Source organism: Mycobacterium sp. NGS16, from assembly GCF_059813225.1.
Genome location: NZ_JCALEE010000010.1, coordinates 88,353 through 112,266, shown reverse-complemented (window position 1 = coordinate 112,266; position 23,914 = coordinate 88,353). Strand labels below are relative to the sequence as shown.

At 70.2% G+C, this 23,914-nt stretch carries 27 protein-coding genes and 1 pseudogene; 20 read left to right on the top strand and 8 right to left on the bottom strand.

Features of this window, described 5'->3' with window-relative positions:
- Window positions 1-1,068: an amidohydrolase family protein gene (locus AC5Y4Q_RS19035; protein WP_499959974.1), complete on the top strand. Its 1,068-nt coding sequence runs from the start codon at window positions 1-3 to the stop codon at window positions 1,066-1,068.
- A gap of 14 nt (window positions 1,069-1,082) precedes the next feature.
- Here the strand turns inward: AC5Y4Q_RS19035 and AC5Y4Q_RS19030 are convergent, their stop codons facing one another.
- The gene (locus AC5Y4Q_RS19030; RefSeq protein WP_499959973.1) at window positions 1,083-1,955 is read right to left on the bottom strand and encodes a D-alanyl-D-alanine carboxypeptidase family protein; all 873 of its coding nucleotides are present in this window, start codon (window positions 1,953-1,955) and stop codon (window positions 1,083-1,085) included.
- Between the two features lie 37 nt (window positions 1,956-1,992).
- On the opposite strand from AC5Y4Q_RS19030, the gene AC5Y4Q_RS19025 reads away from it, so the two are divergent.
- The 5 genes from AC5Y4Q_RS19025 (at window position 1,993) to trmD (ending at window position 4,535) form a co-directional block, all read left to right on the top strand.
- Window positions 1,993-2,412 (top strand): nuclear transport factor 2 family protein, encoded by a 420-nt coding sequence (locus AC5Y4Q_RS19025; RefSeq protein WP_064924024.1) that lies wholly within the window; start codon window positions 1,993-1,995, stop codon window positions 2,410-2,412.
- Between the two features lie 154 nt (window positions 2,413-2,566).
- Window positions 2,567-3,058 carry a 30S ribosomal protein S16 gene (gene rpsP / locus AC5Y4Q_RS19020; protein ID WP_064924023.1) on the top strand — a complete coding sequence of 164 codons (492 nt, stop codon included), beginning with the start codon at window positions 2,567-2,569 and terminating at the stop codon, window positions 3,056-3,058.
- Between the two features lie 8 nt (window positions 3,059-3,066).
- A complete protein-coding gene (locus AC5Y4Q_RS19015; RefSeq protein WP_019736217.1) occupies window positions 3,067-3,309 on the top strand; it encodes an RNA-binding protein in 243 nt (80 codons plus the stop codon).
- 11 nt (window positions 3,310-3,320) lie between these two features.
- Window positions 3,321-3,842: a ribosome maturation factor RimM gene (gene rimM, locus AC5Y4Q_RS19010; protein WP_064924022.1), complete on the top strand. Its 522-nt coding sequence runs from the start codon at window positions 3,321-3,323 to the stop codon at window positions 3,840-3,842.
- Between the two features lie 3 nt (window positions 3,843-3,845).
- Window positions 3,846-4,535: a tRNA (guanosine(37)-N1)-methyltransferase TrmD gene (gene trmD, locus AC5Y4Q_RS19005; RefSeq protein WP_064924021.1), complete on the top strand. Its 690-nt coding sequence runs from the start codon at window positions 3,846-3,848 to the stop codon at window positions 4,533-4,535.
- 18 nt (window positions 4,536-4,553) lie between these two features.
- Here trmD and AC5Y4Q_RS19000 read toward each other — a convergent pair whose 3' ends face one another.
- Window positions 4,554-5,450 carry a serine hydrolase gene (locus tag AC5Y4Q_RS19000; RefSeq protein WP_499960008.1) on the bottom strand — a complete coding sequence of 299 codons (897 nt, stop codon included), beginning with the start codon at window positions 5,448-5,450 and terminating at the stop codon, window positions 4,554-4,556.
- 390 nt (window positions 5,451-5,840) lie between these two features.
- Between AC5Y4Q_RS19000 and rplS the strand changes: the two genes are divergently transcribed.
- From rplS to AC5Y4Q_RS18945, 11 genes are all read left to right on the top strand, one after another.
- Entirely contained in the window at window positions 5,841-6,182 is a 342-nt protein-coding gene (gene rplS, locus AC5Y4Q_RS18995) for a 50S ribosomal protein L19 (RefSeq protein WP_019736221.1), read from the top strand.
- Between the two features lie 69 nt (window positions 6,183-6,251).
- Window positions 6,252-7,100 (top strand): signal peptidase I, encoded by an 849-nt coding sequence (lepB, locus tag AC5Y4Q_RS18990; protein ID WP_499959971.1) that lies wholly within the window; start codon window positions 6,252-6,254, stop codon window positions 7,098-7,100.
- A gap of 3 nt (window positions 7,101-7,103) precedes the next feature.
- Complete coding sequence (locus tag AC5Y4Q_RS18985; RefSeq protein WP_064924019.1) at window positions 7,104-7,823, top strand: ribonuclease HII; 720 nt, start codon at window positions 7,104-7,106, stop codon at window positions 7,821-7,823.
- Window positions 7,820-8,125 carry a DUF2469 domain-containing protein gene (locus AC5Y4Q_RS18980; RefSeq protein WP_012393608.1) on the top strand — a complete coding sequence of 102 codons (306 nt, stop codon included), beginning with the start codon at window positions 7,820-7,822 and terminating at the stop codon, window positions 8,123-8,125. Before AC5Y4Q_RS18985 ends, AC5Y4Q_RS18980 begins: the two co-directional genes overlap by 4 nt.
- A 41-nt stretch (window positions 8,126-8,166) precedes the next feature.
- The gene (locus AC5Y4Q_RS18975; protein WP_064924018.1) at window positions 8,167-8,832 is read left to right on the top strand and encodes a GNAT family N-acetyltransferase; all 666 of its coding nucleotides are present in this window, start codon (window positions 8,167-8,169) and stop codon (window positions 8,830-8,832) included.
- A gap of 121 nt (window positions 8,833-8,953) precedes the next feature.
- The gene (locus tag AC5Y4Q_RS18970) at window positions 8,954-9,325 is read left to right on the top strand and encodes a YraN family protein (protein WP_064924017.1); all 372 of its coding nucleotides are present in this window, start codon (window positions 8,954-8,956) and stop codon (window positions 9,323-9,325) included.
- The gene (locus AC5Y4Q_RS18965) at window positions 9,322-10,833 is read left to right on the top strand and encodes a YifB family Mg chelatase-like AAA ATPase (RefSeq protein WP_064924016.1); all 1,512 of its coding nucleotides are present in this window, start codon (window positions 9,322-9,324) and stop codon (window positions 10,831-10,833) included. The genes AC5Y4Q_RS18970 and AC5Y4Q_RS18965 overlap by 4 nt, the downstream gene beginning before the upstream one ends.
- Window positions 10,830-11,966, top strand: coding sequence for a DNA-processing protein DprA (gene dprA / locus AC5Y4Q_RS18960; protein ID WP_499959970.1), 1,137 nt, complete (start codon window positions 10,830-10,832; stop codon window positions 11,964-11,966). The genes AC5Y4Q_RS18965 and dprA overlap by 4 nt, the downstream gene beginning before the upstream one ends.
- A 40-nt stretch (window positions 11,967-12,006) precedes the next feature.
- The gene (locus AC5Y4Q_RS18955) at window positions 12,007-12,864 is read left to right on the top strand and encodes a siderophore-interacting protein (protein ID WP_499959969.1); all 858 of its coding nucleotides are present in this window, start codon (window positions 12,007-12,009) and stop codon (window positions 12,862-12,864) included.
- A 4-nt stretch (window positions 12,865-12,868) separates the two neighbouring features.
- Window positions 12,869-14,029, top strand: coding sequence for an alpha-hydroxy-acid oxidizing protein (locus AC5Y4Q_RS18950; protein ID WP_064924013.1), 1,161 nt, complete (start codon window positions 12,869-12,871; stop codon window positions 14,027-14,029).
- Window positions 14,030-14,060: 31 nt separating this feature from the next.
- Window positions 14,061-14,960, top strand: coding sequence for a tyrosine recombinase XerC (locus AC5Y4Q_RS18945; RefSeq protein WP_064924012.1), 900 nt, complete (start codon window positions 14,061-14,063; stop codon window positions 14,958-14,960).
- Window positions 14,961-15,039: 79 nt separating this feature from the next.
- On the opposite strand, the pseudogene AC5Y4Q_RS18940 reads toward AC5Y4Q_RS18945, so the two are convergent.
- Window positions 15,040-15,504 (bottom strand): annotated as a pseudogene (locus tag AC5Y4Q_RS18940) (M23 family metallopeptidase); the annotation flags it as partial.
- Between the two features lie 257 nt (window positions 15,505-15,761).
- On the opposite strand from AC5Y4Q_RS18940, the gene rpsB reads away from it, so the two are divergent.
- From rpsB to AC5Y4Q_RS18925, 3 genes are read left to right on the top strand one after another with little or no spacing between them, the layout of a single operon-like run.
- Entirely contained in the window at window positions 15,762-16,589 is an 828-nt protein-coding gene (rpsB, locus tag AC5Y4Q_RS18935; protein ID WP_064924010.1) for a 30S ribosomal protein S2, read from the top strand.
- Window positions 16,590-16,604: 15 nt separating this feature from the next.
- Entirely contained in the window at window positions 16,605-17,420 is an 816-nt protein-coding gene (gene tsf / locus AC5Y4Q_RS18930; protein WP_064924009.1) for a translation elongation factor Ts, read from the top strand.
- A gap of 36 nt (window positions 17,421-17,456) precedes the next feature.
- The gene (locus tag AC5Y4Q_RS18925; protein WP_064924008.1) at window positions 17,457-18,866 is read left to right on the top strand and encodes an amidase; all 1,410 of its coding nucleotides are present in this window, start codon (window positions 17,457-17,459) and stop codon (window positions 18,864-18,866) included.
- 45 nt (window positions 18,867-18,911) lie between these two features.
- Here the strand turns inward: AC5Y4Q_RS18925 and AC5Y4Q_RS18920 are convergent, their stop codons facing one another.
- From AC5Y4Q_RS18920 to AC5Y4Q_RS18900, 5 genes are read right to left on the bottom strand one after another with little or no spacing between them, the layout of a single operon-like run.
- Window positions 18,912-19,334, bottom strand: a complete 423-nt coding sequence (locus AC5Y4Q_RS18920; protein ID WP_125225692.1) for a MarR family winged helix-turn-helix transcriptional regulator — start codon at window positions 19,332-19,334, stop codon at window positions 18,912-18,914.
- A gap of 39 nt (window positions 19,335-19,373) precedes the next feature.
- Entirely contained in the window at window positions 19,374-20,804 is a 1,431-nt protein-coding gene (locus AC5Y4Q_RS18915; RefSeq protein ID WP_419179756.1) for a hydrogenase large subunit, read from the bottom strand.
- A 38-nt stretch (window positions 20,805-20,842) separates the two neighbouring features.
- Window positions 20,843-22,309 (bottom strand): proton-conducting transporter transmembrane domain-containing protein, encoded by a 1,467-nt coding sequence (locus tag AC5Y4Q_RS18910; RefSeq protein WP_064924005.1) that lies wholly within the window; start codon window positions 22,307-22,309, stop codon window positions 20,843-20,845.
- Window positions 22,309-22,962 (bottom strand): hypothetical protein, encoded by a 654-nt coding sequence (locus AC5Y4Q_RS18905; protein ID WP_064924004.1) that lies wholly within the window; start codon window positions 22,960-22,962, stop codon window positions 22,309-22,311. Before AC5Y4Q_RS18905 ends, AC5Y4Q_RS18910 begins: the two co-directional genes overlap by 1 nt.
- A complete protein-coding gene (locus AC5Y4Q_RS18900) occupies window positions 22,959-23,912 on the bottom strand; it encodes a respiratory chain complex I subunit 1 family protein (RefSeq protein ID WP_125225696.1) in 954 nt (317 codons plus the stop codon). Before AC5Y4Q_RS18900 ends, AC5Y4Q_RS18905 begins: the two co-directional genes overlap by 4 nt.
- Window positions 23,913-23,914: the final 2 nt, after the last annotated feature.

Below are 23,914 nucleotides of genomic sequence, written 5' to 3'. Positions count from 1 at the left end.
TTGGCGCTCCACGTTCGCGGCCGCGGGCTGCCCGATGAGACTCCAGTGGAGTACTGGATCGTCGAAGGCCGGGTCAGCCTCGAGCCGGTCGACGGCGCCCAGACCGTCTTCGCTGACGGCTGGATCATGCCGGGCCTGGTCGACGCGCACTGCCATATCGGAATCGGTCCGGGCGGCCCGGTCGACGCTGACGAGGCGCTGCGCCAGGCCGAAACCGAGCGTCGTGCCGGGGTGCTGCTGATCCGCGACGCCGGCTCACCGATCGACACCCGCGGCTTCGATTCCCGCGACGACTTGCCGCGGATCATCCGCGCCGGGCAGCACCTGGCGCGCACCAAACGCTACATTCCCGGGCTGGGCCTGGACGTCGACGACGAGGCTGAACTGCCGGAAGCCGTTGCAGCCCAAGCCCGTCGGGGCGACGGCTGGGTGAAACTGGTCGGGGATTGGATCGACCGGGGGATCGGCGACCTGGCGCCGCTGTGGTCCGACGACGTGCTGAAGTCCGCCATCGATGCCGCGCACGCCAACGGGGCCCGCGTCACCGCGCACGTCTTCGGCGAGGATGCTCTGCCGGGGCTGATCAACGCCGGCATCGACTGCATCGAGCACGGCACCGGTATCACCGACGACATCATCGCGCTGATGCTGGCCCACGGCACCGCGCTGGTGCCGACGCTGATCAATATCGAGAACTTCCCCGGGATCGCCGATTCGGCGGCCAGGTACCCGACCTACGCCGCGCACATGCGGGCGCTGCATGCCAGCTGCCGCTCACGGATCGGCGCCGCCCGAGAGGCCGGGGTGCCGATCTACGCCGGCACCGACGCCGGCGGCATGATCTCCCACGGCCGGATCGCCGACGAAGTGCATGCCCTGACAGGTGTCGGGCTCAGTGCCACCGAGGCACTGGGCGCGGCCTGCTGGGATGCCCGGCGCTGGCTGGGCGCGCCGGGGCTGGAACACGGCGCCCCGGCCGACCTGCTCTGCTTCACCGAGGACCCGCGCGGCGGGCCGGACGTGCTGGGCCGCCCGGATCTGGTGATGCTGCGCGGCCGGGTGTACTGACCGCGCCGGGTGGCCTACAGGCTGCCGACGCCGCCGGAGAGCGGGCCCTGCGCGAAACCCCAGTCCAGCAACGCGGCGGCCTGATCCCAGTAGGTCGGGCCACCTTCGTGGATCAGCCCGTACATCATCGCGACCACCAACCGGCGGCCGTCACGCGCTGCCGCGCCGACGTAGGTCTTGCGGGCGGCGTCGGTGAAGCCGGTCTTGCCGCCGATCGCACCGGGGTAGCGGGCCAGCAGCTCGTTCATATTGACGATGGGCCGCTCGCCGGACTCGGTGGGAAACATCGCCGAGGGCTGCGCGGTGATCTGGGCGAACGCCGGGTTGGCGATCGCTGCCCGGAAAATGGCCGCCAGGTCGTGCGGGGTGCTGGCGCCGGGGCCGCCGGGGCCGTCGAGGCCGGACGGCGTGCTGGCGTGGGTGGTGGTGGCGCCGACCGCAGCAGCCTTGGCGTTCATCTTCGCCACGGTCGCCTCCGGCCCGCCGAGCATGTCCGCGAGCGCGTTGGCGGCGTCATTGCCCGACACCAGCAGCAGGCCGTCGAGCAGCTGGCGCGCGGTGTAGGCGTGGCCGGGTTTGATGCCGACACAGTTGCACTCCACCTGCGTGTCGGCCGGGCTGGCGACCACGGTGTCGTCGAGGTTCAGCTCGTCGAGCGCCACCAGCGCGAGCAGCACCTTGATCGTGCTGGCCGGCGGGGTGACGGCGTACCCGTTCTGCTCGGCGAGCACCTGTCCGGAGTCCAGGTCGGCGACGAGCCAGTTCGGGGCGGGGCCGGCCGGAATCGGTGCCGAACCGAGGGGCTGGGCGACATCGGCGGAAGCGGTCACCGCGGTAGTGACGAACACGGTCAGCACAGCCGCGAGTGCGGCCAGAATTTTCCGCATGGCCGGTTACCTTACCGGCGTGGTGTTGAATCGAGGAATGCTGAGCCAGGCCGAAATGTCGGACCGGTGGCAGATCCAGCAGCTGCTGGTCGACTACTCCACCGCCATCGACACCCGCAACTTCGACGACCTCGACGCGGTCTTCACCGCCGATGCCTACATCGACTACCGCGCGATGGGCGGTATCGACGGGCGCTACCCGCAGGTGAAGGCCTGGCTGGCGGAGGTGCTGCCGAACTTCGCCGGCTACGCCCACATGCTGGGCCTGCCGTCGATCCGGGTCGACGGGGACACCGCCGCCGCGCGCACCTTCTGCTTCAACCCGATGGTCTTCGGTGGGGAGCAGCCGGCGACCATGCTGCTGGGCCTGTGGTACGACGACGAGTTCGTCCGGACCGACGGCGGTTGGCGGATGACCCGGCGCGTCGAGACCAAGTGCTTCGAGAAGCTGCCCTGAGGCGATTTCGGCGCAACGGGCCGGTTCTGGCACAATAGGCGGCTGTCCGCCGTGCGGTTACGTACCGCGCAGTGGTCATACACGCGAGGCAAAACCGGACACCGGCAAATCCGCCGGTATCGCTGAATTGCAGCGTGCTACCCAGGAGTGACTCATGGCTGTCAAGATCAAGCTCACCCGGCTCGGCAAGATCCGCAATCCGCAGTACCGCATCGCGGTCGCCGACGCGCGCACCCGCCGGGACGGCCGCTCCATCGAGGTCATCGGCCGCTACCACCCGAAGGAAGAGCCGAGCCTGATCGAGATCGACTCGGAGCGCGCCCAGTACTGGCTGTCTGTCGGGGCCCAGCCCACCGAGCCCGTGCTCAAGCTGCTGAAGATCACCGGTGACTGGCAGAAGTTCAAGGGCCTGCCCGGCGCCGAGGGCAAGCTGAAGGTCAAGCCGGCCAAGCCGAGCAAGCTGGAGCTGTTCAACGCCGCGCTGGCCGAGGCCGAGGGTGGTCCGACCACGGAGGCCACCACCGCCAAGAAGAAGAAGGCTCCCAAGGCGGGGGAGGCCAAGAAGGCCAAGGACGAGGCCACGGCTGAGGACGCCCCGGCCGAGGCCCCGGCTGCTGAGGCCGCCGAGCCGGCCGCCGAGAGCTGAGCGCGGTCGTGAGTGCCGTGGTGGCAGATGCCGTCGAGCACTTGGTGCGCGGCATCGTCGACAACCCGGATGACGTCCGGGTCGACATGGTGACCAACCGGCGGGGCCGCACCGTCGAAGTGCACGTGCACCCCGACGATCTCGGCAAGGTGATCGGTCGCGGCGGTCGTACCGCCACCGCGTTGCGCACCCTCGTTGCCGGTATCGGTGGACGCGGCATCCGCGTGGACGTGGTCGACACCGACCGGTAGCCGGCCGGCTCATGGAGCTGACGGTCGGGCGGGTGGTCAAAGCCCACGGCATCAGCGGCGAGGTCGTCGTCGAGGTCCGCACCGACGACCCCGAACTCCGGTTCGCGCCGGGCGCGACCCTGCACGCCCACCAGAAGGGCGGGCCGCCGCGCGACTACGTCGTCGAATCCGCGCGTCCGCACGGCGCGCGACTGCTGGTGCGGTTAGCCGGGGTCGCGGACCGCGACGGTGCGGATGCGTTGCGCGGCACCGTGTTCGTCGTGGACTCGGCTGAGCTGCCGCCGATCACCGAACCGGACACCTACTACGATCACCAGCTCGAAGGGCTCACCGTCTGCACCACGACGGGGGAGCGGGTCGGCACCGTCACCGAGGTGCTGCACACCGCCGCCGGCGAACTGCTGGCGATCAAGCGGACCGATGGCGGGGAGCTGCTGGTTCCGTTCGTCAGCGCGATCGTGCCGTCGGTGTCACTGGCCGACCAGACCGTGCAGATCGATCCACCCGACGGCCTGCTGGACCTGGGCGGGTAGTCGATGAGAATCGATGTTCTGACGATCTTTCCCGCTTATCTGGACCCGATCCGGCAGTCGTTGCCGGGCAAGGCGATCGAGTCCGGAATGGTCGAGTTGGGCGTTCACGATCTGCGGCGCTGGACCCACGACGTCCACCGCTCGGTTGACGACACCCCCTACGGCGGTGGGCCGGGGATGGTGATGAAGGCGCCGGTGTGGGGCGAAGCGCTTGACGAAATTTGTTCGCAGCAAACAGTTTTGGTCATCCCCACACCAGCCGGTGTACGGTTCGACCAGGCCACCGCCCAGCGGTGGAGCCAGGAACAGCACCTGGTGTTCGCCTGCGGCCGCTATGAAGGCATCGACCAACGGGTCGCCGATGACGCCGCCCGGCGGATGCGGGTCGAAGAGGTCTCGATCGGCGACTATGTGCTGGCCGGCGGCGAGGCTGCGGTGCTGGTGATGCTCGAGGCGGTGCTGCGGCTGATGCCCGGAGTGTTGGGCAATCCGGCGTCACGCCACGATGATTCGCATTCCCCCGACCGCGCCGGACTCTTGGAGGGGCCGAGCTACACCCGGCCGCCGAGCTGGCGCGGACTGGATGTTCCCGAAGTGCTGCTCTCCGGAGACCATGCGCGGATCGCTGCCTGGCGCCATGAGGCCGCGCTGCAGAGGACCAGGCAGCGTCGCCCGGATCTGTTGGGGGAGTAGCGAAGTCCAGATCCGGGTCTAGATCCGGCCGCCGGGGAAGATCGTCTTGACCGCCTGGGTGATCGTGGCACGGGCGGTGGCGTCGTCGCTGGGCTGGAGGGACTCGATCACCACCACGTAGCGACGGTCGGCGCCGACTACGCCGGTCGACAGGTGCATCCAGTTGTTGCCGATGCAGCACATCCAGCCCTGCTTGACGGCCACCGGCTCGTTGTACAGGCCCTCCGGAATCCCGAACCGCTGCGGGTAGCCGTCGATGCCGGTGGGGGTGGACTGCGCCAGGTCGTTGATGATCATGTCCGCCCGGTCCGCCGGCAGGCCGCCGGAGCCATTGAGCAGCATGTCGTAGTAGCGCGCCAGGTCCGGGGTGGTGCTGATGGTGTTCCACCAGGCACCGTTGGACGGCGGGGCGGTACCGGCCAGGCCGTAGCGGCTGGCCACTCGGGTGACTATCGCGTTGCCGCCGTGCAGGTTCCAGAACGTCTCGGCGGCCCCGTCGTCGGAGGAACGCAGCATGACATCCAGGGCGGCCTGGTCGTCGGCCGACAATGTGGCTTCGGACTGGTGGACCAGCAGGTCGTCGGCGATGAACAGCTTGGCCACCGAGGCGGTGGCGATGGGCCGTGTGTTGCCGTTGGTGACCAGTTGGTGCGAGATCCGGTCCAGCACGGCCACCGAGATGTTGGCACCGGCCTTGGCGGCTTCCTCGGTGGCGTCCTGCATGCGTGCCGCCAGCCCGTCGACCACCGCGGCCGGGGGGATCGCGGGTGCTCGGGGCGCGTCGATCGCGGTGGCCACCGGCGCCACCTCGGGCGCCCGGTACTGCGGGGGCCGGGTGGCGGCGGCGCCGTAGACCTTCTCGTCGCAGCCGAACACCACCGTCGACATCACCATGACGATGGTCAGCAGAAGCATCGATGGCCGCACGGCTGGTAGGCCTCCTCAACAGGCATCAGTCGGGTAATCGACATCTACGGGCTCGCCACACTTGCTGCCATCGGCCCGCCGGATAGGTTACCGCGGGCACGCCGCGATCGCGCGGTCCGCCTCTTCACCAGACTTATCACGATGCGGGCGGTTCCGGCGGCAACGACCAGCGGCGATTTGCGCGATTTCACTGGTTGCGCCGCGTCTGGCACAATTGAGCAGTTGTCGCCCGGCAGTTGATTCTGCAGCCGGGGCCCGGCGTCTCGGGCACCGCACCATGCGACAATATGCCCGAACCCATCGGCTCGGTTACCGGCTGCACGCGCACCTGTGTGCGGGCCGGTCGGCAGCCGCGACCCGCGAGGAAGTGTTTCCGCAATGAACACGCTGGACATCGTCGACAAGGCGTCGCTGCGCGACGACATCCCGGCCTTCGCCCCCGGCGACACGGTCAACGTGCACGTGAAGGTGATCGAGGGCACCAAAGAGCGCATCCAGGTGTTCAAGGGCGTGGTCATCCGCCGCCAGGGTGGCGGCGTCCGCGAGACGTTCACCGTCCGCAAGGAGAGCTACGGCGTCGGCGTGGAGCGCACCTTCCCGGTGCACTCGCCCAACGTCGACCACATCGACGTCGTGGTCCGTGGTGACGTGCGCCGGGCCAAGCTGTACTACCTGCGTGAACTGCGCGGCAAGAAGGCCAAGATCAAGGAGAAGCGCTGACTTGCCCGTCCGGGCGGGTTCGCTCCGGTCGGTCTGCGGCGCTGCTGACGCGGTCACTACCCTGATCTCGTGACCGAAACCGCGGGCTCGTCACCCGAGAACTCTCCCGAGGCCGTCCAGCCCGAGGTCGACCAGGCCGAGGCCGGCGCGCCGGAGGCACCCGCCGCCGAGGACCGCAAGCACAGCACGCTGCGCGAGTCGGTCGTGCTGGTGGCGATCGCGCTGGTGCTGTACTACCTGGTGTTGACGTTCGTGGCGCGCCCGTACCTCATCCCGTCGGAGTCGATGGAACCGACGCTGCACGGCTGCCACGGATGCGTCGGTGACCGGATCATGGTCGACAAGGTCACCTACCGGTTCAGCGCGCCGCGCCCCGGTGACGTCGTCGTCTTCCGCGGCCCGCCGTCGTGGAACGTCGGCTACAAGTCGATCCGCTCGGACAACACCGCGGTGCGCTGGGTGCAGAATGCCTTGTCCTTCATCGGGTTCGTCCCGCCCGACGAGAACGATCTGGTCAAGCGGGTCATCGCGGTGGGGGGCCAGACGGTGCAGTGCCGCAACGACACCGGCCTGACCGTCGACGGCAAGACCCTCGACGAGCCCTACCTGAATCCGGCCACCCTCATGGTCGACCCGATGGTCTATCCCTGCCTGGGCAACGAGTTCGGTCCGGTGACCGTGCCGGAGGGCCGGCTGTGGGTGATGGGGGACAACCGGACCCACTCGTCGGATTCCCGCGCGCACTGCGACACGGTGGCGATCCAGCCCGATCTGCAGCACCGGATCCTGTGCACCGGTGCAGACCTCGACGCCGGCACGGTGCCGGTGAGCAACGTCATCGGCAAGACCCGGTTCATCGCCTGGCCGCCGTCGCGTTGGGGACCGGTGAAAGCGATAAACCCGCAGCAGGAGCCTTAAACCATGGCCCCGGCCTGGCCGCCGCGCACGGTGATCCGCCGCTCACCGGGGTTGCGCACCCTGGAGTCGGCGCTGTATCGCAGTGGGCTGGGGCCGGTGGCCGGGGTCGACGAGGTCGGCCGCGGCGCCTGCGCCGGACCGCTGGTGGTGGCCGCCTGTGTGCTCGGGCCGGGCCGGCCCGCCGCGCTGGCGGCGCTCGACGACTCGAAGAAGCTCACCGAGAAGGCGCGGGAGCAGTTGTTTCCGGTGATCCGCCGGCACGCGCTGGCCTACCACGTGGTGTTCATCGCGCCGGCCGACGTGGACGCGCGCGGCGTGCACGCGGCCAATATCGAAGGCATGCGGCGCGCGGTGGCCGGACTGGCCCTGCGGCCCGGTTACGTGCTCTCCGACGGATTCCGGGTACCGGGGCTGCCGATGCCCTCGCTTCCGGTGGTCGGCGGTGACGGTGTGGCCGCCTGCATCGCCGCGGCGAGCGTGCTGGCCAAGGTCACCCGCGACCGGTACATGGTGGCGCTGGAGGACCCCGGCTACGGCTTCGCCGAGCACAAGGGGTACTCCACCCCTGCGCACACCGCGGCGCTGGCGGCGTTGGGGCCGTGCAGTCAGCATCGCTACTCGTTCATCAACGTGCGCAATATGGCGGCGCTGGCCGCGGTGGCGACCCCGGTTACGGGGACAATGGGGACGACGAACCGAACAGAAGGACGGCTGAGCAGATGAGTGCCGAAGATCTCGAGAAGTACGAAACCGAGATGGAACTCTCGCTGTACCGCGAATACAAGGACATCGTGGGGCAGTTCAGTTACGTCGTGGAGACCGAGCGGCGGTTCTACCTGGCCAACAGTGTCGAGATGGTGCCGCGCAACGCCGACGGCGAGGTGTATTTCGAGCTGCGCCTCGCCGACGCGTGGGTGTGGGACATGTACCGGCCGGCGCGGTTCGTCAAGCAGGTGCGGGTGGTCACGTTCAAAGACGTCAACATCGAAGAAGTCGAAAAGCCCGAGCTGCGGCTGCCCGAATAACACCGCAGCGTCGCCGTGGAGTTGGGTCTAGGCTGGCAGGCATGACCGCTGTCGACCGTGCCGTCTCCCGTCGGGAAATCACCGATGCACTGCTCAAAGCCATGGAACGCCGCCATGAGGTACTCGATGTGATCGTGGACTCCGACGACCGTGCGACTGCGGTGCAGGCGATCGCGAATCTGCTCGGCACCTCACCGGCGGGCTGCGAAGCGGTGATCGGAATGTCGCTGGATCAGCTGACCAAGGAGTCCCGCAGCCGGATCGCCGCGGAGCTCGAAGACCTGAACAACGAGTTGACGTTCACCCTCGGTGATCGCCCGGCGAGCTCCGGTGAGACGCTGCAGCTGCGCCCGTTCGCCGGTGCGGCCGATCGTGACATCTTTGCGCTGCGCACCTCCGACGTCGGCGCCAGCGGCGACGGGTCCGGCGGGCCGGCCGGGGGCCTCGACGACGAAATCCTCTCCGGGCTGTCTCGCGTCGATGACGAAGACGCCGCGTGGTTCGTCGCCGTCGACGGTGCGCAGAAGGTCGGCATGGTCTTCGGCGACCTCAACCGGGGCGAGGTCAACGTGCGGATCTGGATCCACCCCGAACACCGCAAGAAGGGCTACGGCACCGCCGCGCTGCGCCGTGCCCGCACCGAGATGGCCGCATACTTCCCCGGCGTGCCGCTGGTGGTTCGGGCTCCGGGCGCGCACGCCGGCTAGCGCTAGCCGGTCACCCGGCGGCTGTGGATGAAGTCGCCGCTGTGGACAAGTGACTGGGCTGCAGCGGTTTTCGGCGCGCCGCGGCTCGACGCTGTCGGTGCGATGACCGACCCTGGCCGGCATGACAACCATGACGCGCGCCGAGCTGGGGGCGCTTGGGGAACAGCTGGCCGTCGACCACCTGATCGGGCAGGGGTGGACGATCCTGGCCCGTAACTGGCGTTGCCGGTACGGCGAACTGGACGTGATAGCTGCCGATCCGGCGGCGCGCACCGTGGTGTTCGTCGAGGTGAAAACCCGCACCGGTGACGGGTTCGGCGGGCTGGCGTACGCGGTGCCACCGGAGAAGCTGCGCCGGTTGCGCCGGCTGGCCGGAGTGTGGCTCGCCGGTCAGCAATCGCACTGGGACACCGTCCGCATGGACGTGATCAGGGTGCGGATCGGGCGGCGCCGCGACCCGGAGATCGCCCACCTGCAGGGGGTGGGCTGGTGACACTGGGGCGGGCGTTCTCGGTCGCGGTGCGGGGCCTGGACGGACTGATCGTGGAGATCGAGGCCGACATCAGTTCGGGGCTGCCCGGGGTGCATCTGGTGGGCCTGCCCGACGCCGCCCTGCAGGAGTCCCGGGATCGCGTGCGGGCGGCGATCACCAACAGTGAACAGCATTGGCCGACATCGCGATTGACGCTGGCTCTGTCGCCGGCGACGCTGCCGAAGATGGGGTCGGTCTACGACATCGCCTTGGCCGCTGCGGTGCTCTCGGCGGACCGCGGCACACCCTGGCCCCGGCTGGAGAAGACGGTGCTGCTCGGCGAGCTGGCCCTGGACGGGCGGGTGCGGCCGGTGCACGGAGTGCTGCCGGCGGTGCTGGCCGCCAGGAACGACGGCTGGGCGCGCGCGGTGGTACCGGTGGACAATCTCGCCGAGGCCAGCCTGGTGGACGGCATCGATGTCTACGGGGTGGCGACGCTGGGGCAGCTGCACGACTGGCTGGACGGTTCGGCGCGGCTGCAGGAGCGGATCACCACGGTGGCGCCGGCCCTGCAACCGCCCGCCGACCTGGCGGAGGTGGTCGGTCAGGCCCACGCCCGGTTCGCTGTCGAGGTAGCCGCGGCCGGGTCACACCACCTGATGCTGACCGGACCGCCGGGTGTCGGCAAAACCATGTTGGCGCAACGCCTTCCGGGTCTGCTGCCGCCGCTGACCGAAAGCGAATCGCTGGAGGTCACCGCGATTCACTCGGTGGCGGGCCTACTGTCGGGCAGCGCACCGTTGATCACCCGCCCGCCGTTCATCGCACCGCACCACAGCTCCAGCGTCGCGGCGCTGGTCGGCGGCGGCTCCGGAATGGCGCGTCCGGGGGCGGTGAGCCGCGCGCACCGCGGGGTGCTGTTCCTCGACGAGTGTGCCGAGATCCGGGTCAGCGCCCTCGAGGCGTTGCGCACACCGTTGGAGGACGGCGAGATCCGCCTGGCCCGGCGCGACGGCGTCGCCCACTACCCGGCCCGGTTCCAGCTCGTCATGGCGGCCAACCCCTGCCCGTGCGCGCCGGCCGACCCGCGGGATTGCACCTGCAAACCGATGGAGAAACGGCGCTACCTCGGCCGTTTGTCCGGTCCGCTGCTGGACCGGGTGGATCTGCGGGTGCAGATGCATCCGGTGCGGGCCGGCGCGTTCTCCGCCGCCGACGGGGAGTCGACGGCCACGGTGCGGGCCCGGGTGGCAGCGGCGCGCGCCGCGGCGGCCGACCGCTGGCAACCGCACGGCTTTGGCACCAACGCCGAGGTCAGCGGAGCCTTGCTGCGGCGCAAGTTTCGGCTCAGTGCCGCCGCGATGGCCCCGCTGCGCACCGCGCTGGACCGCGGCCTGCTGTCGATCCGCGGCGCCAACCGCACTCTGCGGGTCGCCTGGACGCTGAGTGACCTGGCGGGCCGCAACTCACCGGGCCTGGACGAGGTCGCCACCGCCCTGAGCTTTCGTCAACCGGGGACAGCCCGATGAGCACCGACCAGACCACCCTGCGGGCCTGGGCGTACCTGTCCCGGGTGGCCGAACCGCCGCGGCCGGATCTGGCCGACCTGGTTGCCCGGGTCGGTCCGGTCGAGGCGGCAGAGCGGATCCGGCGCGGTGCCGTCGAACCGGAACTGGCCAAGCACACCGAGGCCAGACGCGAGATCGACTCTGCTACCCAGGATCTGGAACTGCTGGCCCGCCGCGGCGGTCGGCTGGTCACCCCAGACGACGAGGAATGGCCGGCACTGGCGTTCGCCGCCTTCGGCGGGGCCGCGGCCGCCCCAAAGCCGGGTTGCCGCCCACCCCTGGTGCTCTGGGCGATGGGCCCGGCGCGCCTGGAGGAGACCGCCGAACGTGCCACCGCGATCGTTGGGACCCGGGCCGCGACCGCCTACGGCGAGGTGGTGGCCGCGGACCTGGCCGCCGGGCTGGTCGAGCGCGACGTGGCGGTGGTGTCCGGCGGCGCCTACGGTATCGACGGTGCCGCACACCGCGCCACGCTCGCCGCGGACGGCACGACGGTGGCGGTGCTGGCCGGCGGCATCGACATCTGCTATCCGGCAGGCCATTCCGCGCTGCTGCACCGCATCGGCGGGCACGGTCTGCTGGTCACCGAGTATCCGCCCGGAGTCCGCCCGGTTCGGCACCGGTTTCTGACCCGCAACCGGCTGGTGGCGGCGCTGGCCGGCGCGACGGTCGTGGTGGAGGCCGGACTGCGCAGCGGCGCGGCCAACACCGCCGCGTGGGCGCGGCTGCTGGGCCGTCCGGTGGCCGCGGTTCCCGGACCGGTGACCAGTGCGGCCTCGGCCGGCTGCCATGTGCTGCTGCGTGGCGGTGCCGAGCTGGTCACCCGGGCCGACGAGGTGATCGAGTTGGCCGGGCGGGTGGGGGAGCTGGCAGCCGACCCGCCCCGGCCGGTGACCCCGCTGGACGGACTCAGCGACACCGAACGTCAGGTCTACGAAGCGCTGCCGGGCCGCGGCGTGGCGACCGTCGATCAGGTCGCGGTCGCCTCCGGGCTCCCCCCGCCACAGGTGTTCGGGCCGCTGGCGATGCTGGAGGTGGCGGGCCTGGTCGAGCGCCGCGACGGCAGCTGGGCGATCGTCCGGGGCAACCGGTAGCTCGTATAGTCGGCGGGGCAGGCCAAGATGGGGAGGCAGCGTGGCAGGAAGACCGGTTCACACCTTCGCGGTAGTCCGCACCGAGCACCTCTCGGAACATATGGTGCGGGTGGTGCTCGGTGGCACCGGATTCGATACCTTCCGCCCGAGCGAGTTCACCGACTCCTACGTCAAGGTCGTCTTCGTGCGCAACGACCTCGATGTCGCCGTGCTCCCGCAGCCGTTGACGCTGGACAGCTTCGACGGCCTGCCGGCCGAGGATCGCCCGGTGATCCGCACCCTGACGGTGCGGCGGGCCGATCCGGTCGCCCGGGAGATCACCATCGACGTCTCGGTGCACGGCGACCACGGCGTCGTCGGCCCGTGGGCCACCGCCGCCCAGCCCGGCCAGCCCGTCTACCTGATGGGCCCCGCCGGCGCCTACGCGCCCGACCCGGCCGCCGACTGGCATCTGCTGGCCGGTGACGAGAGCGCGCTGCCCGCCATCGCGGCCGCCCTGGAGGCGTTACCGGCCGACGCCGTCGGCAAGGCGTTCATCGAGGTCGCCGGCCCCGAAGACGAGATCGCGCTGACCGCGCCGCAGGGCGTGCAGCTGAACTGGCTGCACCGCGGCGGACGTGCCGACCTGGTCGGGCAGGACCGGGCCGGTGACAACGCCCCGCTCATCGAGGCGGTTACCACCACCTTGTGGCTGCCCGGCCAGGTTCAGGTGTTCATCCACGGCGAGGCGCAGGCCGTCATGCACAATCTGCGGCCTTACATCCGCAAGGAGCGCGGGGTGGAGGCCAAGTGGGCGTCGATCTCCGGATACTGGCGGCGCGGTCGCACCGAAGAGACCTTCCGGCAATGGAAGAAGGAGCTCGCCAGCAAAGAAGCAGCCGAGGCTGCGGCAGACTAACCCCATGGCGTACGGGGACTACCAGTTCGAGATCTACCTGCAGGGCCTGGCCGGGGTGGTGCCCGCGCTGCCCATGACCTACACCGAGTTGGAGGCCAAGGCCGCCGCGGCGCTCTCCCCATCGGTGTGGTCATATGTGGCCGGCGGCGCCGGAGACGAGCGCACCCAGCGGGCCAACGTCGCGGCGTTCGACGGATGGGGGCTCATTCCGCGGATGTTCGTCGGCGCCGCGCAGCGCGACTTGTCCATCGAGATGTTCGGGCTGCGGCTGCCCGCCCCGATCTTCATGGCCCCGATCGGTGTCATCGGTATCTGCGCCCAGGACGGCCACGGCGACTTGGCCAGCGCAAGAGCGGCGGCGGCCACCGGTGTTCCGCTGATGGTCTCGACCCTGACCGCCGACCCGCTGGAGGACGTGGCCGCGGAATTCGGCGACACCCCAGGGTTTTTCCAGCTCTACACGCCGAAGAACCGGGAGTTGGCCGAAAGCCTGGTGCGCCGCGCCGAGGCGGCGGGTTACCAGGCCATCGTGGTCACCCTGGACACCTGGATTCCGGGCTGGCGTCCCCGGGATTTGTCGACGTCGAACTTTCCGCAGCTGCGCGGGCACTGCCTGGCCAACTACTTTTCCGACCCGGTGTTCCGCGCCGGGCTGGCCCAACCGCCCGAAGAGAACCCGCAGGCCGCCGTGTTGTCCTGGGTGCAAACCTTCGGCAACCCGCTGACCTGGGACGACCTGCCGTGGCTGCGGTCGTTGACCGACCTGCCGCTGATCGTCAAGGGAATCTGTCACCCCGAGGACGCGCGGCGCGCCAAAGACGGCGGGGTGGACGGCATCTACTGTTCCACGCACGGCGGGCGCCAGGCCAACGGCGGGCTGCCGGCGCTGGACTGCCTCCCGGGCGTGGTGGAGGCCGCCGACGGGCTGCCGGTGCTGTTCGACTCGGGTATCCGCTCCGGCGCCGACATCATCAAGGCGCTGGCGCTGGGCGCCACCGCGGTGGGAATCGGCCGCCCCTACGCCTACGGGTTGGCGCTGGGCGGAGTCGGCGGGATCGTGCACGTGCTGCGCTCCCTGCTGGCCGAAGCCGACCTGATCATGGCGGTCGACGGTTATCCGTCACGGGTTGATCTCACCCCGGACACGCTGCGGCGCGTCACCTGAGCGTTTGAACGGCTTCTGCCACCGTGAGTCGGTGGACGAGATTCTCGAGGAGTTCGACGAGCACCTGGCTTTGGAACGGGGACGCTCCGAACACACCCGCCGTGCCTACCTCGGTGACCTGCGGTCGCTGTTCGCTTTCCTCGCCGAACGCGGACACCCTGGCATCGACGGCCTGAGCCTGCCGCTGCTGCGCAGCTGGCTGGCCCAGCAGGCCGGCGCCGGCGCGGCCCGCAGCACACTGGCCCGGCGCACCTCGACGGTCAAGACCTTCACCGCCTGGGCGGCCCGGCGCGGCCTGCTGGCATCGGATCCCGGGGCGCGGCTTGCACTGCCCAAAGCTCGCCGGACCCTGCCGGCGGTATTGCGCACCGACCAGGCGCACGCTGCCATGGCCGCCGCGAAAACCGGTGCACAGCAAAACGATCCGCTGGCCTTGCGGGACCGGCTGATCGCCGAACTGCTCTATGCCACCGCCGTTCGGGTCAGCGAACTGTGCGGCCTGGATGTCGACGACGTCGATCCCTCACGTCGGCTGCTGCGGGTGCTCGGCAAGGGCAACAAGCAGCGGACGGTGCCGTTCGGCGAGCCGGCCGCCGAGGCGCTGCAGGCCTGGCTGGCCCGCGGGCGTCCACTGTTGGCGACGGCGGAGTCCGGCCCGGCCCTGCTGCTCGGTGCCCGCGGTGGCCGGCTGGACCCGCGCCAGGCCCGTACCGTCGTGCACCAGACGGTCGCCGCGGTCGGCGGCGCCCCCGACATGGGGCCGCACGGGTTGCGGCACACCGCGGCGACTCACCTGTTGGAGGGCGGGGCGGATCTGCGGGTCGTGCAGGAACTGTTGGGTCACTCCAGCCTGGCCACCACCCAGCTCTACACCCATGTCACGGTCGCGCGGCTGCGGGCGGTGCACGAGCGGGCCCACCCCCGGGCCTAGCGCCAAAACGGGCGCCGAACGTCGGCTTGTGTCACGCTTTCTCCGGACACGCGTGCATCAACCCCACACTCGGCGGTCACGATAACGGCTTGAGCCGGATCGGGGTCGAGGCCAACAACCCCAGCGGGTCGATGTAGTCGGCCCGCGAGGCTGGCCCCCACATCGCGCCCCAATGCAGACACACCGCCGCGCCACAGCCGGGATGACCGGGCGCCAGCACCCCGATCACCGTCGTCGCCGTCACCCGCTGGCCCGGCCGCACCGATGCCGAAACCGGCTGATAGCTGGTGCGCAACCCGCCCGGGTGGGCCAGCGACACCACCGGCACGCCGCCCGAGAGCCCGGCGAACACCACGGTCGCGTCGCCGGCGGCATACACCGGCTGGCCCGCGACACCGGCCAGGTCCACCCCCCGATGTCCGCGCTGCCAATCCGGCCGCGGGGCGTCGAATTCCCGCACCACCGCCGGGCGCGGGCGCAGCGGCCAGTCCAGCCGCACCGGGTGGCCGTGGGCCGGCGCCGCCAGCAGCAACGCCGCGACCAGGAACAACGCCGTGCGTCGCATCCGCCCAGTTCACCCCGGCGGCCCCGAAACGGGCCAGTCACCGCTGTGGACAAAGCACCTGTTCGCGGCGTGTAAACTCACATGCGCGGTTCGCGTCAGCGGGCTGACTTCGCGTGTCTGCAGCACAACCGGTTGCCGGCGGTCCCCGACAGGGGTCCGGCAGCTCAGCAGGCACCAGGGCCCGGCCTCACCCGTCGCCGGGCGACAACCGACAACAAATAAGGAGCCATGGATCAATGGCTGTTGTAACCATGAAGCAGCTGCTTGACAGCGGCACCCACTTCGGGCATCAGACCCGTCGCTGGAACCCCAAGATGAAGCGGTTCATCTTCACCGACCGCAACGGCATCTACATCATCGACCTGCAGCAGACGCTGACGTTCATCGACAAGGCGTACGAGTTCGTCAAGGAGACCGTCGCCCACGGCGGCACCGTGCTGTTCGTCGGCACCAAGAAGCAGGCGCAGGAATCGGTCGCGGCCGAGGCCACCCGGGTCGGGATGCCGTACGTCAACCAGCGCTGGCTCGGCGGCATGCTCACCAACTTCTCCACCGTGCACAAGCGGCTGCAGCGGCTCAAGGAGCTCGAGGCCATGGAGCAGACCGGTGGCTTCGAGGGACGCACCAAGAAGGAGATCCTGGGTCTGACCCGGGAGAAGAACAAGCTGGAGCGCAGCCTCGGCGGTATCCGCGACATGAACAAGGTGCCCTCGGCCGTCTGGGTCGTCGACACCAACAAGGAGCACATCGCCGTCGGCGAGGCCCGCAAGCTGGGCATCCCGGTGATCGCGATCCTGGACACCAACTGCGACCCGGACCTGGTCGACTACCCGATCCCGGGCAATGACGACGCGATCCGCTCGGCGGCGCTGTTGACCAAGGTCATCGCCTCCGCGGTGGCCGAGGGCCTGCAGGCCCGCGCCGGTCAGGGCAACGGCGAGGGCAAGGCCGAGGCCGAGGCCGTCGAGCCGCTGGCCGAATGGGAGCAGGAGCTGCTCGCCGGTGCCACCACCTCGGCACCTGAGCCGGCCGCCGGCACCGACACCACCACCGACGCATCGTAGGAAAGGCACACCACAGTGGCGAACTACACCGCTGCCGACGTCAAGCGGCTTCGGGAACTCACCGGCGCAGGCATGATGGACTGCAAGAACGCGCTGGCTGAAAGTGACGGCGACTTCGACAAGTCCGTCGAATTGCTGCGGATCAAGGGCGCCAAGGACGTCGGCAAGCGCGCCGAGCGCGCCACCGCCGAAGGCCTGGTCGCCGCCAAGGACGGCGCGCTGATCGAGCTGAACTCCGAGACCGACTTCGTCGCCAAGAACGACGAGTTCAAGGCGCTCGCCGAGGAGGTCGTCACCGCCGCAGCGGCGGCCAAGACCTCCGACGTCGAGGAGCTCAAGGCTGCCAAGATCGGGGACCGCACCGTCGGTGAGGCGATCGAGGCGCTGTCGGCCAAGATCGGCGAGAAGCTCGAACTGCGCCGGGTCGCCTACTTCGACGGCACCGTGGAGACCTACCTGCACAAGCGGGCCTCCGACCTGCCGCCGGCGGTCGGTGTGCTGGTTGAGTACACCGGCGCCGGAACCGAGGCGGCTCACGCGGTGGCGCTGCAGATCGCCGCGCTCAAGGCCCGCTATCTGACCCGCGACGACGTCCCCGCCGACGTGGTGGCCAACGAGCGCCGCATCGCCGAGGAGACGGCCAAGGAGGAGGGCAAGCCCGAGGCCGCCCTGCCGAAGATCGTCGAGGGCCGGGTGAACGGCTTCTTCAAGGACACCGTGCTGCTGGACCAGGCGGCGGTGTCGGACTCGAAGAAGACCGTGAAGGCGCTGCTCGACGAAGCGGGCGTGACCGTGACGCGGTTTGCGCGGTTCGAGGTCGGCCAGGCCTAGCCTGCCCAGCACGGGCGCTCTTGCTAGCGTCAGGACATGCACCATGTCCACGCCTTCGGTGACGACGCGCTCGGCGACTCCGACGCGGTCGGTCTGGTCGAGCGGATCCGATCGGGCGACGTGTCGCCCGCCGAGCTCGTCGAAGCCGCGATCGCCCGTACCGAAGCGGTCAACCCGCAGCTGAACGGCCTGGCCTACCAGGCGTTCGACCGGGCGCGCGCCGCGGCCGCGGCGCCGCGCGGCGGTTACTTCGGCGGGATCCCGACCTTCGTCAAGGACAACGTCAATGTTGCCGGGATGCCGACCATGCAGGGCACCGACGCGTGGCAGCCGCACGCCGCTGCCGCCGACGGCGATTTCGCCCGGCTGTACCTGGGCACCGGCCTGGTCGCGCTGGGCAAGACCCAGCTGTCCGAATTCGGGTTCAGCGCCGCCGCCGAGCACCCGCGACTGGGCGCGGTGCGCAACCCGTGGAACACCGACTACACCGCGGGGGCGTCGTCGTCGGGGTCGGCGGCGTTCGTCGCGGCCGGGGTGGTGCCGATCGCGCACGCCAACGACGGCGGCGGCTCCATCCGCATCCCGGCGGCGTGCAACGGTCTGGTGGGCCTCAAACCGTCGCGCGGCCGGCTGCCGCTGGACTCCGACCTGCGCGCCATGCCGGTGCGCATCGTCTACAACGGGGTGGTCACCCGCTCGGTGCGGGACACCGCGGCCTTCTACGCCGAGGCGGAACGGATCTGGCGCAACCCCAAACTGCCCCCGGTCGGTGACGTCCGGGCGCCGGGCAGCCAGCGGCTGCGAATCGCGGTGATCACTCAATCGATCCAGCGCGAGACGTCGGCGGAGATGCGCGAGCTGACGTTGAAGACCGCCGCGCTGCTCGAGGAACTCGGACATCACCTCGACTATGTCGACCGCCCACCGGTGCCGGGGTACTTCGCCGACGACTTCCTGCTCTACTGGGCGTTTTTGGCGACCGCGCTGGTGCGCGGCGGGCGGCGGATGTTCGGCCCCACCTTCGACCGCGGTCGGCTGGACAACCTGACGCTGGGACTGGACCGCCATGCCACCCGGCACCTGTACCGGCTGCCGCTGGCGATCGCCCGGCTGGCGAGCCTGCGCCGGCACACCGCGCGGCTGTTCCGCAACTACGACGTGGTGCTCACCCCGACGCTGGCCCACGAGACCCCGAAGGTCGGCCACCTGGATCCCACCGCCGACTACCGGCAGATCATCGATCGGCTGATGGACTGGGTGGCGTTCACCCCGCTGCAGAATGCCACCGGGGACCCGGCGATCTCGTTGCCGCTGGCCGAATCAGCGGCCGGGCTGCCGGTGGGCATGATGTTCAGCGCCCACTTCGGTCAGGACGCCCGGCTGCTGGAGCTGGCCTATGAACTCGAGGCGGCGAAGCCCTGGCCCAGGATCACCGGCCGGGGCTAGCGGAGGTCGCAAGCGCGCGAAGCCGGGCGAAGCGGGCCGCCGCCATCAACACTGGTCGCCGATCTGCTCCAGCATCTGCCGGAACCGGTGCTGCTCGGCCGGACTCAGGGCCGCCAGCACCCGGGCGTCGGCGACCCGCACCGCCTCTTCCGCCTGGGTCAGCAGGTCGCGACCGGCGTCGGTCAGCGTCGCCGGCAGCGCCCGCCCGGACGGCACCGACTGCGGCCGGCTCACCGCGCCCCGGTTCTGCAGCCGGTGCAGCACGGCGTTCATGGCCTGCGGCGTGACGCTGATGTGGCGGGCCAACTCGGCGCTGGACAGCCCCGGGCGAAGCGAAAGCACTCGCATGCAGACGAATTCGGGAAGCGTCAGCCCCAACGGGCCCAGCACCGCCGACACCTGCGGGCGCAGCACCGAGCTGACGCGGTACAGCAGATAGCCCAGCGGAGCGCTGTCCACGTCACCCATGTCAAATATCCTGACACACGGCGCAGCGGTCCCAAGCCGCTACAAGTCGTTTCCGGCGTACGACAGGTTGAAGCTCTTGTTCGTCAGCGGGAAGTCCGGGACGATGGTGTCGCCCATGGCAACCGGCAGGGCCGGCCAGTTGAACCAGGAGGGGTCGACGATCTTGGCGCGGGTGATGGCTCCGTCGGCGCCGATCTCCACCCGGTGCACGATGGTGCCGCGCCAGCCCTCGACGATGCCGATACCGGATCCGCCCGCCGCGGGAATCTCCGCGGTGAACTCGAGCGGCCCGCGATGGCTCTCGATCAGGTTGCGGCACAGCGCCACCGAGGCGGCGAACTCGTCGCGACGCACGGTGTAGCGGGCGAGCACGTCGCCGGTTGCCGCCGTCGCCTCGGTGACCGGCAGGTCGGTGATCGGATGGTCGAGGCGGGCATCGGTGACCAGCCCGCTGGCCCGTGCCACATAGCCCAGGGTCGCTAGCGCTTCCGCGTCGCTTCGATGCAGCACCGAGGTGCCGGCGAACCGGTCATAGATCACCGAGTTGCCCAGCGTCAGTTCGGCGATCTCCGCGATGTCCTCGGCCAGGGCCTGCAGCTGCCCAGAATCGGGGAGCGCTTGCAGCACAACGGCGCCCGGCCGGATCGCCTGGCGCAACAAACGGTGGCCGGTCACCTGCGCGTTGATCCGCAATAGCTGCTCGCGGGCGTGTTGGGCGTGGACGTTGGCCAGGCCGAAGCCGACGTCGTTGGCCAGGGCCCCCAGGTCGGCGGCGTGGTTGTAGAGCCGCTCGAGTTCGACGAGCAGGGCGCGCAATCGGTGCGCCGGATCCGGCAGCTGGACACCGAGGGCATCCTCAACGGCCAGGCTGTGCGCCAGTGCGTGTCCGGCGGAGGTATCACCGCTGATCCGTTCGGCGAGCTCGACGGCGGCACCGGCGCCGCGGCCGGCAAACAGCCGCTCGATTCCCCGGTGCACGAACCACAGCCGCGCCTTGAGCCGCAGCACCGATTCCCCGATCACCGAGAAGCGGAAGTGACCCGGCTCGATCAGGCCGGCGTGCACCGGCCCGACCGGAATCTCGTAGACGCCGGCGCCTTCGACGTTGAGGAAGGGAAAGCGGCCCGCCGCAACGAAGTCCGGCGGCGGCCCGGCGTCGTTGCGCATCGGATGCCAATTCTCCGGCCAGTGCGCGTGGCGCACCAGGCGGCGCGGCTGCGGATGGTCGACCGGGGTGATCCCGTAGAGGTCCAGCATCTCCCGTTCGAAGCGGCCGGCCTGAAAAGACAACCGGGCCAGCGATGGTATCGACGGGTGCTGCGCCGGAACGGTCAGGGTCAGCTCGGTGCGACGGTCCGGCCGGCCGGCGAGGAACAGATACACCACGCGCAGGTGGTCGTCCTCATCGTGGGCGGCCACCAGTGCGAGCCGGAAGCCGTCGGCCAGCAACCGCACGGTCGCGTCGGCCAACTCGGTGCCGGTGACCGCGACGCGGGAAACCGAAGCCGTCACAGCGCCCCCAGTTGTGTTGCGGCGGTGGCGAACAGGTCGGTCAGCGGGCCCGCGGTCACGCCCAGGGCCAGTGCGGCCAGCACCCCGGTCACCAGTGCGGCCGCGACGGTGGCCGGCACCTGGATCGGCGGGCCGCCGGGGCTCGGTACACCCAGCAGCATGCGGCCGGAGTTGGCGATCAGCGCGGCGAACGCCACCAGAAGCGCCACCAGCGCCAGTCCCAGGGCCCACGCCAGCCGGGCGTCGGCCAGCGACATCGCGATCGCCAACTCGCTGGCGAACATCGCGAACGGCGGCAACCCGAGCAGCACCACCATCCCGGCCGCGAATGCGCCACCGACCAGCCGTGATCGGCCCAACACCGCGGTGATCTCGCTGATCGCCGTGGTGCCGTGGGCGGCCTGCAACTGGCCGCCGGCCAGGAACAGCACCGTCTTGCCCACCCCGTGCGCCAGCACGTGCAGGAGCAGTGCGGCGATGGCCGGCGCGGTGCCGGCGGCGGCGGCGACCGCGATCAGGCCCATCGTCTCCATCGACGAATAGGCCAGCATCCGTTTGAGGTCGGCGGTGACCGTCAGCAGCAGCGCGGCGATGAGCATCGTCGCCAGCCCGGTGGTCAGCAGCGCGGCCCGCAGGAAAGCGGGGCCCGTCGCGGCGTCGATGATCGGCTTGATCCGGATCAGCACCGAGAACGCGACCGACAGCAGCACCCCGCTCATCAACGCCGAAACCGGTGCCGGCGCCTGACTGTGCGCGTCGGCCAGCCAGCTGTGAAACGGCGCCAGACCCATCTTCGCGCCGTAGCCGATCAGCAACAGTGCCCCGGCCAGCCGGGTGACCGCCGGGTCGAGACCGCCGGCATGGGCCACCAGGACGTCGAAGTGCAGCGCATCCTCGCCGCCGGCGCCGGCGTGGCGAGCGGCGAAGTGCAGCAGGACGGTGCCCAAAAACGCGATGGTGATGCCCACCGAACAGACCATGACGTACTTCCAGGTGGCCTCCAGCGCGGCACGGCTGCGGTGGTGCCCGACCAGAAACGCGGTGACCACCGTGGTGGCCTCGACGGCGACCCACACCACCCCGATGTTGTTGGCCGACACCGCAAGCGCCATCGCGGCCAGAAACGCCGGGGTGAGGATGCCGTACAGCCGTGCACCGCGCCGATCGGTCACCCCGCGGGCCAGCTCGGCGTCGAGGTAGCCGATGCTCGCCCAGGTGGCCAGGCTGCCGACGACCCCGATCACGATCAGCATGGTCACCGACAGTGCGTCGGCGCGCAGCAGGCCGTTCAGGGCCAGATGTGCCCGGTCACCGAGCCGAAACGCGAGGGCGATCCCGCAGCCGAGAATCGTCAGCGCCGACGCACACGTCGCGACTGCGCTGAGCCGGCGCCAGCCGGCCACAACCGAAAACACGGACGCCCCAACGGGTGCCAGAAGGGCGAGCAGCAGCAGAGGTGTCATCAGTCGCGCAGCTCCCGCAGCCGGTCCAGATCCACCCCACCGAAGGCGTTGCGCAATCGCCCGGTCAGCACACCGAGCACGATCAGCACGAACAGCACATCCAGCGACGCACCCAGTTCGACGATCAGCGGGACACCGGCGGTCAGCAGGAACGCGGTGGCGGCGATCCCGTTGTCCAGCATCAGCAGCCCGACCGCCTGCGAGATGGCATGGCGGCGGGTCGCCATCATGAACAGGGCGATCAGGACGGTGGCAATCGCGGCCGGGGCGGCGTTGGTCGCGGTGCTGCGCTGCAGGTCCACCACGGGCTGGGCGATCGCGAATGCCACCACCACCAGGGCGGTGACCACCAGCAGTGATGCGGCGATGCTGACCAGGGGAGTGGCCTCGCGGCGCTCTAATTCGGCGCCGAGCGCGCGGGCCAACAGCCCCGGCAGCGCGACGGCCCGCACGGCCACCACCACGACCCCGACCGCGATCAGGGCCCGATCCTGTTCGTGCACACCGCGAATCACCGGGATGGCGGCCAGTGCAGCACCCTGGGCGACGAGCAGTCCCCGCACGATCGCCGACAGGTCGCGGCGCCAGACGGCCAGCACCGCGGTCAGCAGCACCGCGCCGGCGGCCAGATCCAGCATGTTGTCGTAGCTCATCGGCCCGCCCCGGTGAAGAAGTTCGCCGCCGTCACCGCCAGCAACGCCAACAGGAAGGACCCGGCCAGCAATTCGGGCACCCGGAACAGTCGCAGCTTGGCGAGGAACACCTCGATAACGGCCAGCGCACTCGCCAGCAGAGCGACCTTGATCGCGATCGCACCGGCGCCCACCGCCAGGTCGACCGGGCTCGGATTCGCCCCGGCGATGCCCCACGGGAAGAACAGGTTGGCCAGCAGCGCCAGCAGCACCGTCAGCCGCATGCCGGCGGCCCACTCGACCAGGGCCAGCTTGGGACCGGCGTATTCCAGCACCATCGCCTCGTGCACCATCGTCAGCTCCAGGTGGGTCGACGGATTGTCCACCGGCAGCCGGCCGGTCTCGGCGACGATGACGATGCACAGCGCGACGAACGCCAGCGCACTGGCCAACGAGAACACCTGGCCGGGATGCGCGAGGGTGTTGCCGACGATGGCGCCCAGGTTGGCCGAGCCCGCCGGGATCGACAACGCGAACACCGCCAGCAGGATGGTCGGTTCGACCAGTGCTGCGATGGTGATCTCGCGGCTGGCGCCCATCCCGCCGAACGCCGTCGCGGTGTCGATCCCGGCCAGCGTGAGCGCCACGGTCCCCAGAAACAGCAGCCCCACCACGGTGATCAGGTCGGCGACCGGGTCCAGCGGCGAGTCGGTGGCCACCAGCGGTGCGGTGGCGACGATGACCAGCGTGGTGGCGGCCAACGCGGCCGGCGCCGCCGCGAACACCCAGGTGGTGCCGCGCGGGTGGAGCATCTGCTTGCCGAACAGCTTGCGCAGGTCACGCCACGGCTGCCAGATCCCGGCACCGGCGCGGCCCTCGGCCCGCGCCCGGATCTGGCGCATCAGGCCGATGACCAGTGGTGTGCCGACGACGACGCCGGTGACCTGGATGAAACCCGCCAGGTAGGCCATCG

Coding starts and splice junctions, on each gene's coding strand:
- AC5Y4Q_RS19030 (WP_499959973.1), bottom strand. CDS start 1,955: ATGCGGAAAATTCTGGCCGCACTCGCGGCTGTGCTGACCGTGTTCGTC.
- AC5Y4Q_RS19025 (WP_064924024.1), top strand. CDS start 1,993: ATGCTGAGCCAGGCCGAAATGTCGGACCGGTGGCAGATCCAGCAGCTG.
- rpsP (WP_064924023.1), top strand. CDS start 2,567: ATGGCTGTCAAGATCAAGCTCACCCGGCTCGGCAAGATCCGCAATCCG.
- rimM (WP_064924022.1), top strand. CDS start 3,321: ATGGAGCTGACGGTCGGGCGGGTGGTCAAAGCCCACGGCATCAGCGGC.
- trmD (WP_064924021.1), top strand. CDS start 3,846: ATGAGAATCGATGTTCTGACGATCTTTCCCGCTTATCTGGACCCGATC.
- AC5Y4Q_RS19000 (WP_499960008.1), bottom strand. CDS start 5,450: ATGCTTCTGCTGACCATCGTCATGGTGATGTCGACGGTGGTGTTCGGC.
- rplS (WP_019736221.1), top strand. CDS start 5,841: ATGAACACGCTGGACATCGTCGACAAGGCGTCGCTGCGCGACGACATC.
- AC5Y4Q_RS18985 (WP_064924019.1), top strand. CDS start 7,104: ATGGCCCCGGCCTGGCCGCCGCGCACGGTGATCCGCCGCTCACCGGGG.
- AC5Y4Q_RS18980 (WP_012393608.1), top strand. CDS start 7,820: ATGAGTGCCGAAGATCTCGAGAAGTACGAAACCGAGATGGAACTCTCG.
- AC5Y4Q_RS18975 (WP_064924018.1), top strand. CDS start 8,167: ATGACCGCTGTCGACCGTGCCGTCTCCCGTCGGGAAATCACCGATGCA.
- AC5Y4Q_RS18970 (WP_064924017.1), top strand. CDS start 8,954: ATGACAACCATGACGCGCGCCGAGCTGGGGGCGCTTGGGGAACAGCTG.
- dprA (WP_499959970.1), top strand. CDS start 10,830: ATGAGCACCGACCAGACCACCCTGCGGGCCTGGGCGTACCTGTCCCGG.
- AC5Y4Q_RS18950 (WP_064924013.1), top strand. CDS start 12,869: ATGGCGTACGGGGACTACCAGTTCGAGATCTACCTGCAGGGCCTGGCC.
- rpsB (WP_064924010.1), top strand. CDS start 15,762: ATGGCTGTTGTAACCATGAAGCAGCTGCTTGACAGCGGCACCCACTTC.
- AC5Y4Q_RS18925 (WP_064924008.1), top strand. CDS start 17,457: ATGCACCATGTCCACGCCTTCGGTGACGACGCGCTCGGCGACTCCGAC.
- AC5Y4Q_RS18920 (WP_125225692.1), bottom strand. CDS start 19,334: ATGGGTGACGTGGACAGCGCTCCGCTGGGCTATCTGCTGTACCGCGTC.
- AC5Y4Q_RS18910 (WP_064924005.1), bottom strand. CDS start 22,309: ATGACACCTCTGCTGCTGCTCGCCCTTCTGGCACCCGTTGGGGCGTCC.
- AC5Y4Q_RS18905 (WP_064924004.1), bottom strand. CDS start 22,962: ATGAGCTACGACAACATGCTGGATCTGGCCGCCGGCGCGGTGCTGCTG.
- AC5Y4Q_RS18900 (WP_125225696.1), bottom strand. CDS start 23,912: ATGGCCTACCTGGCGGGTTTCATCCAGGTCACCGGCGTCGTCGTCGGC.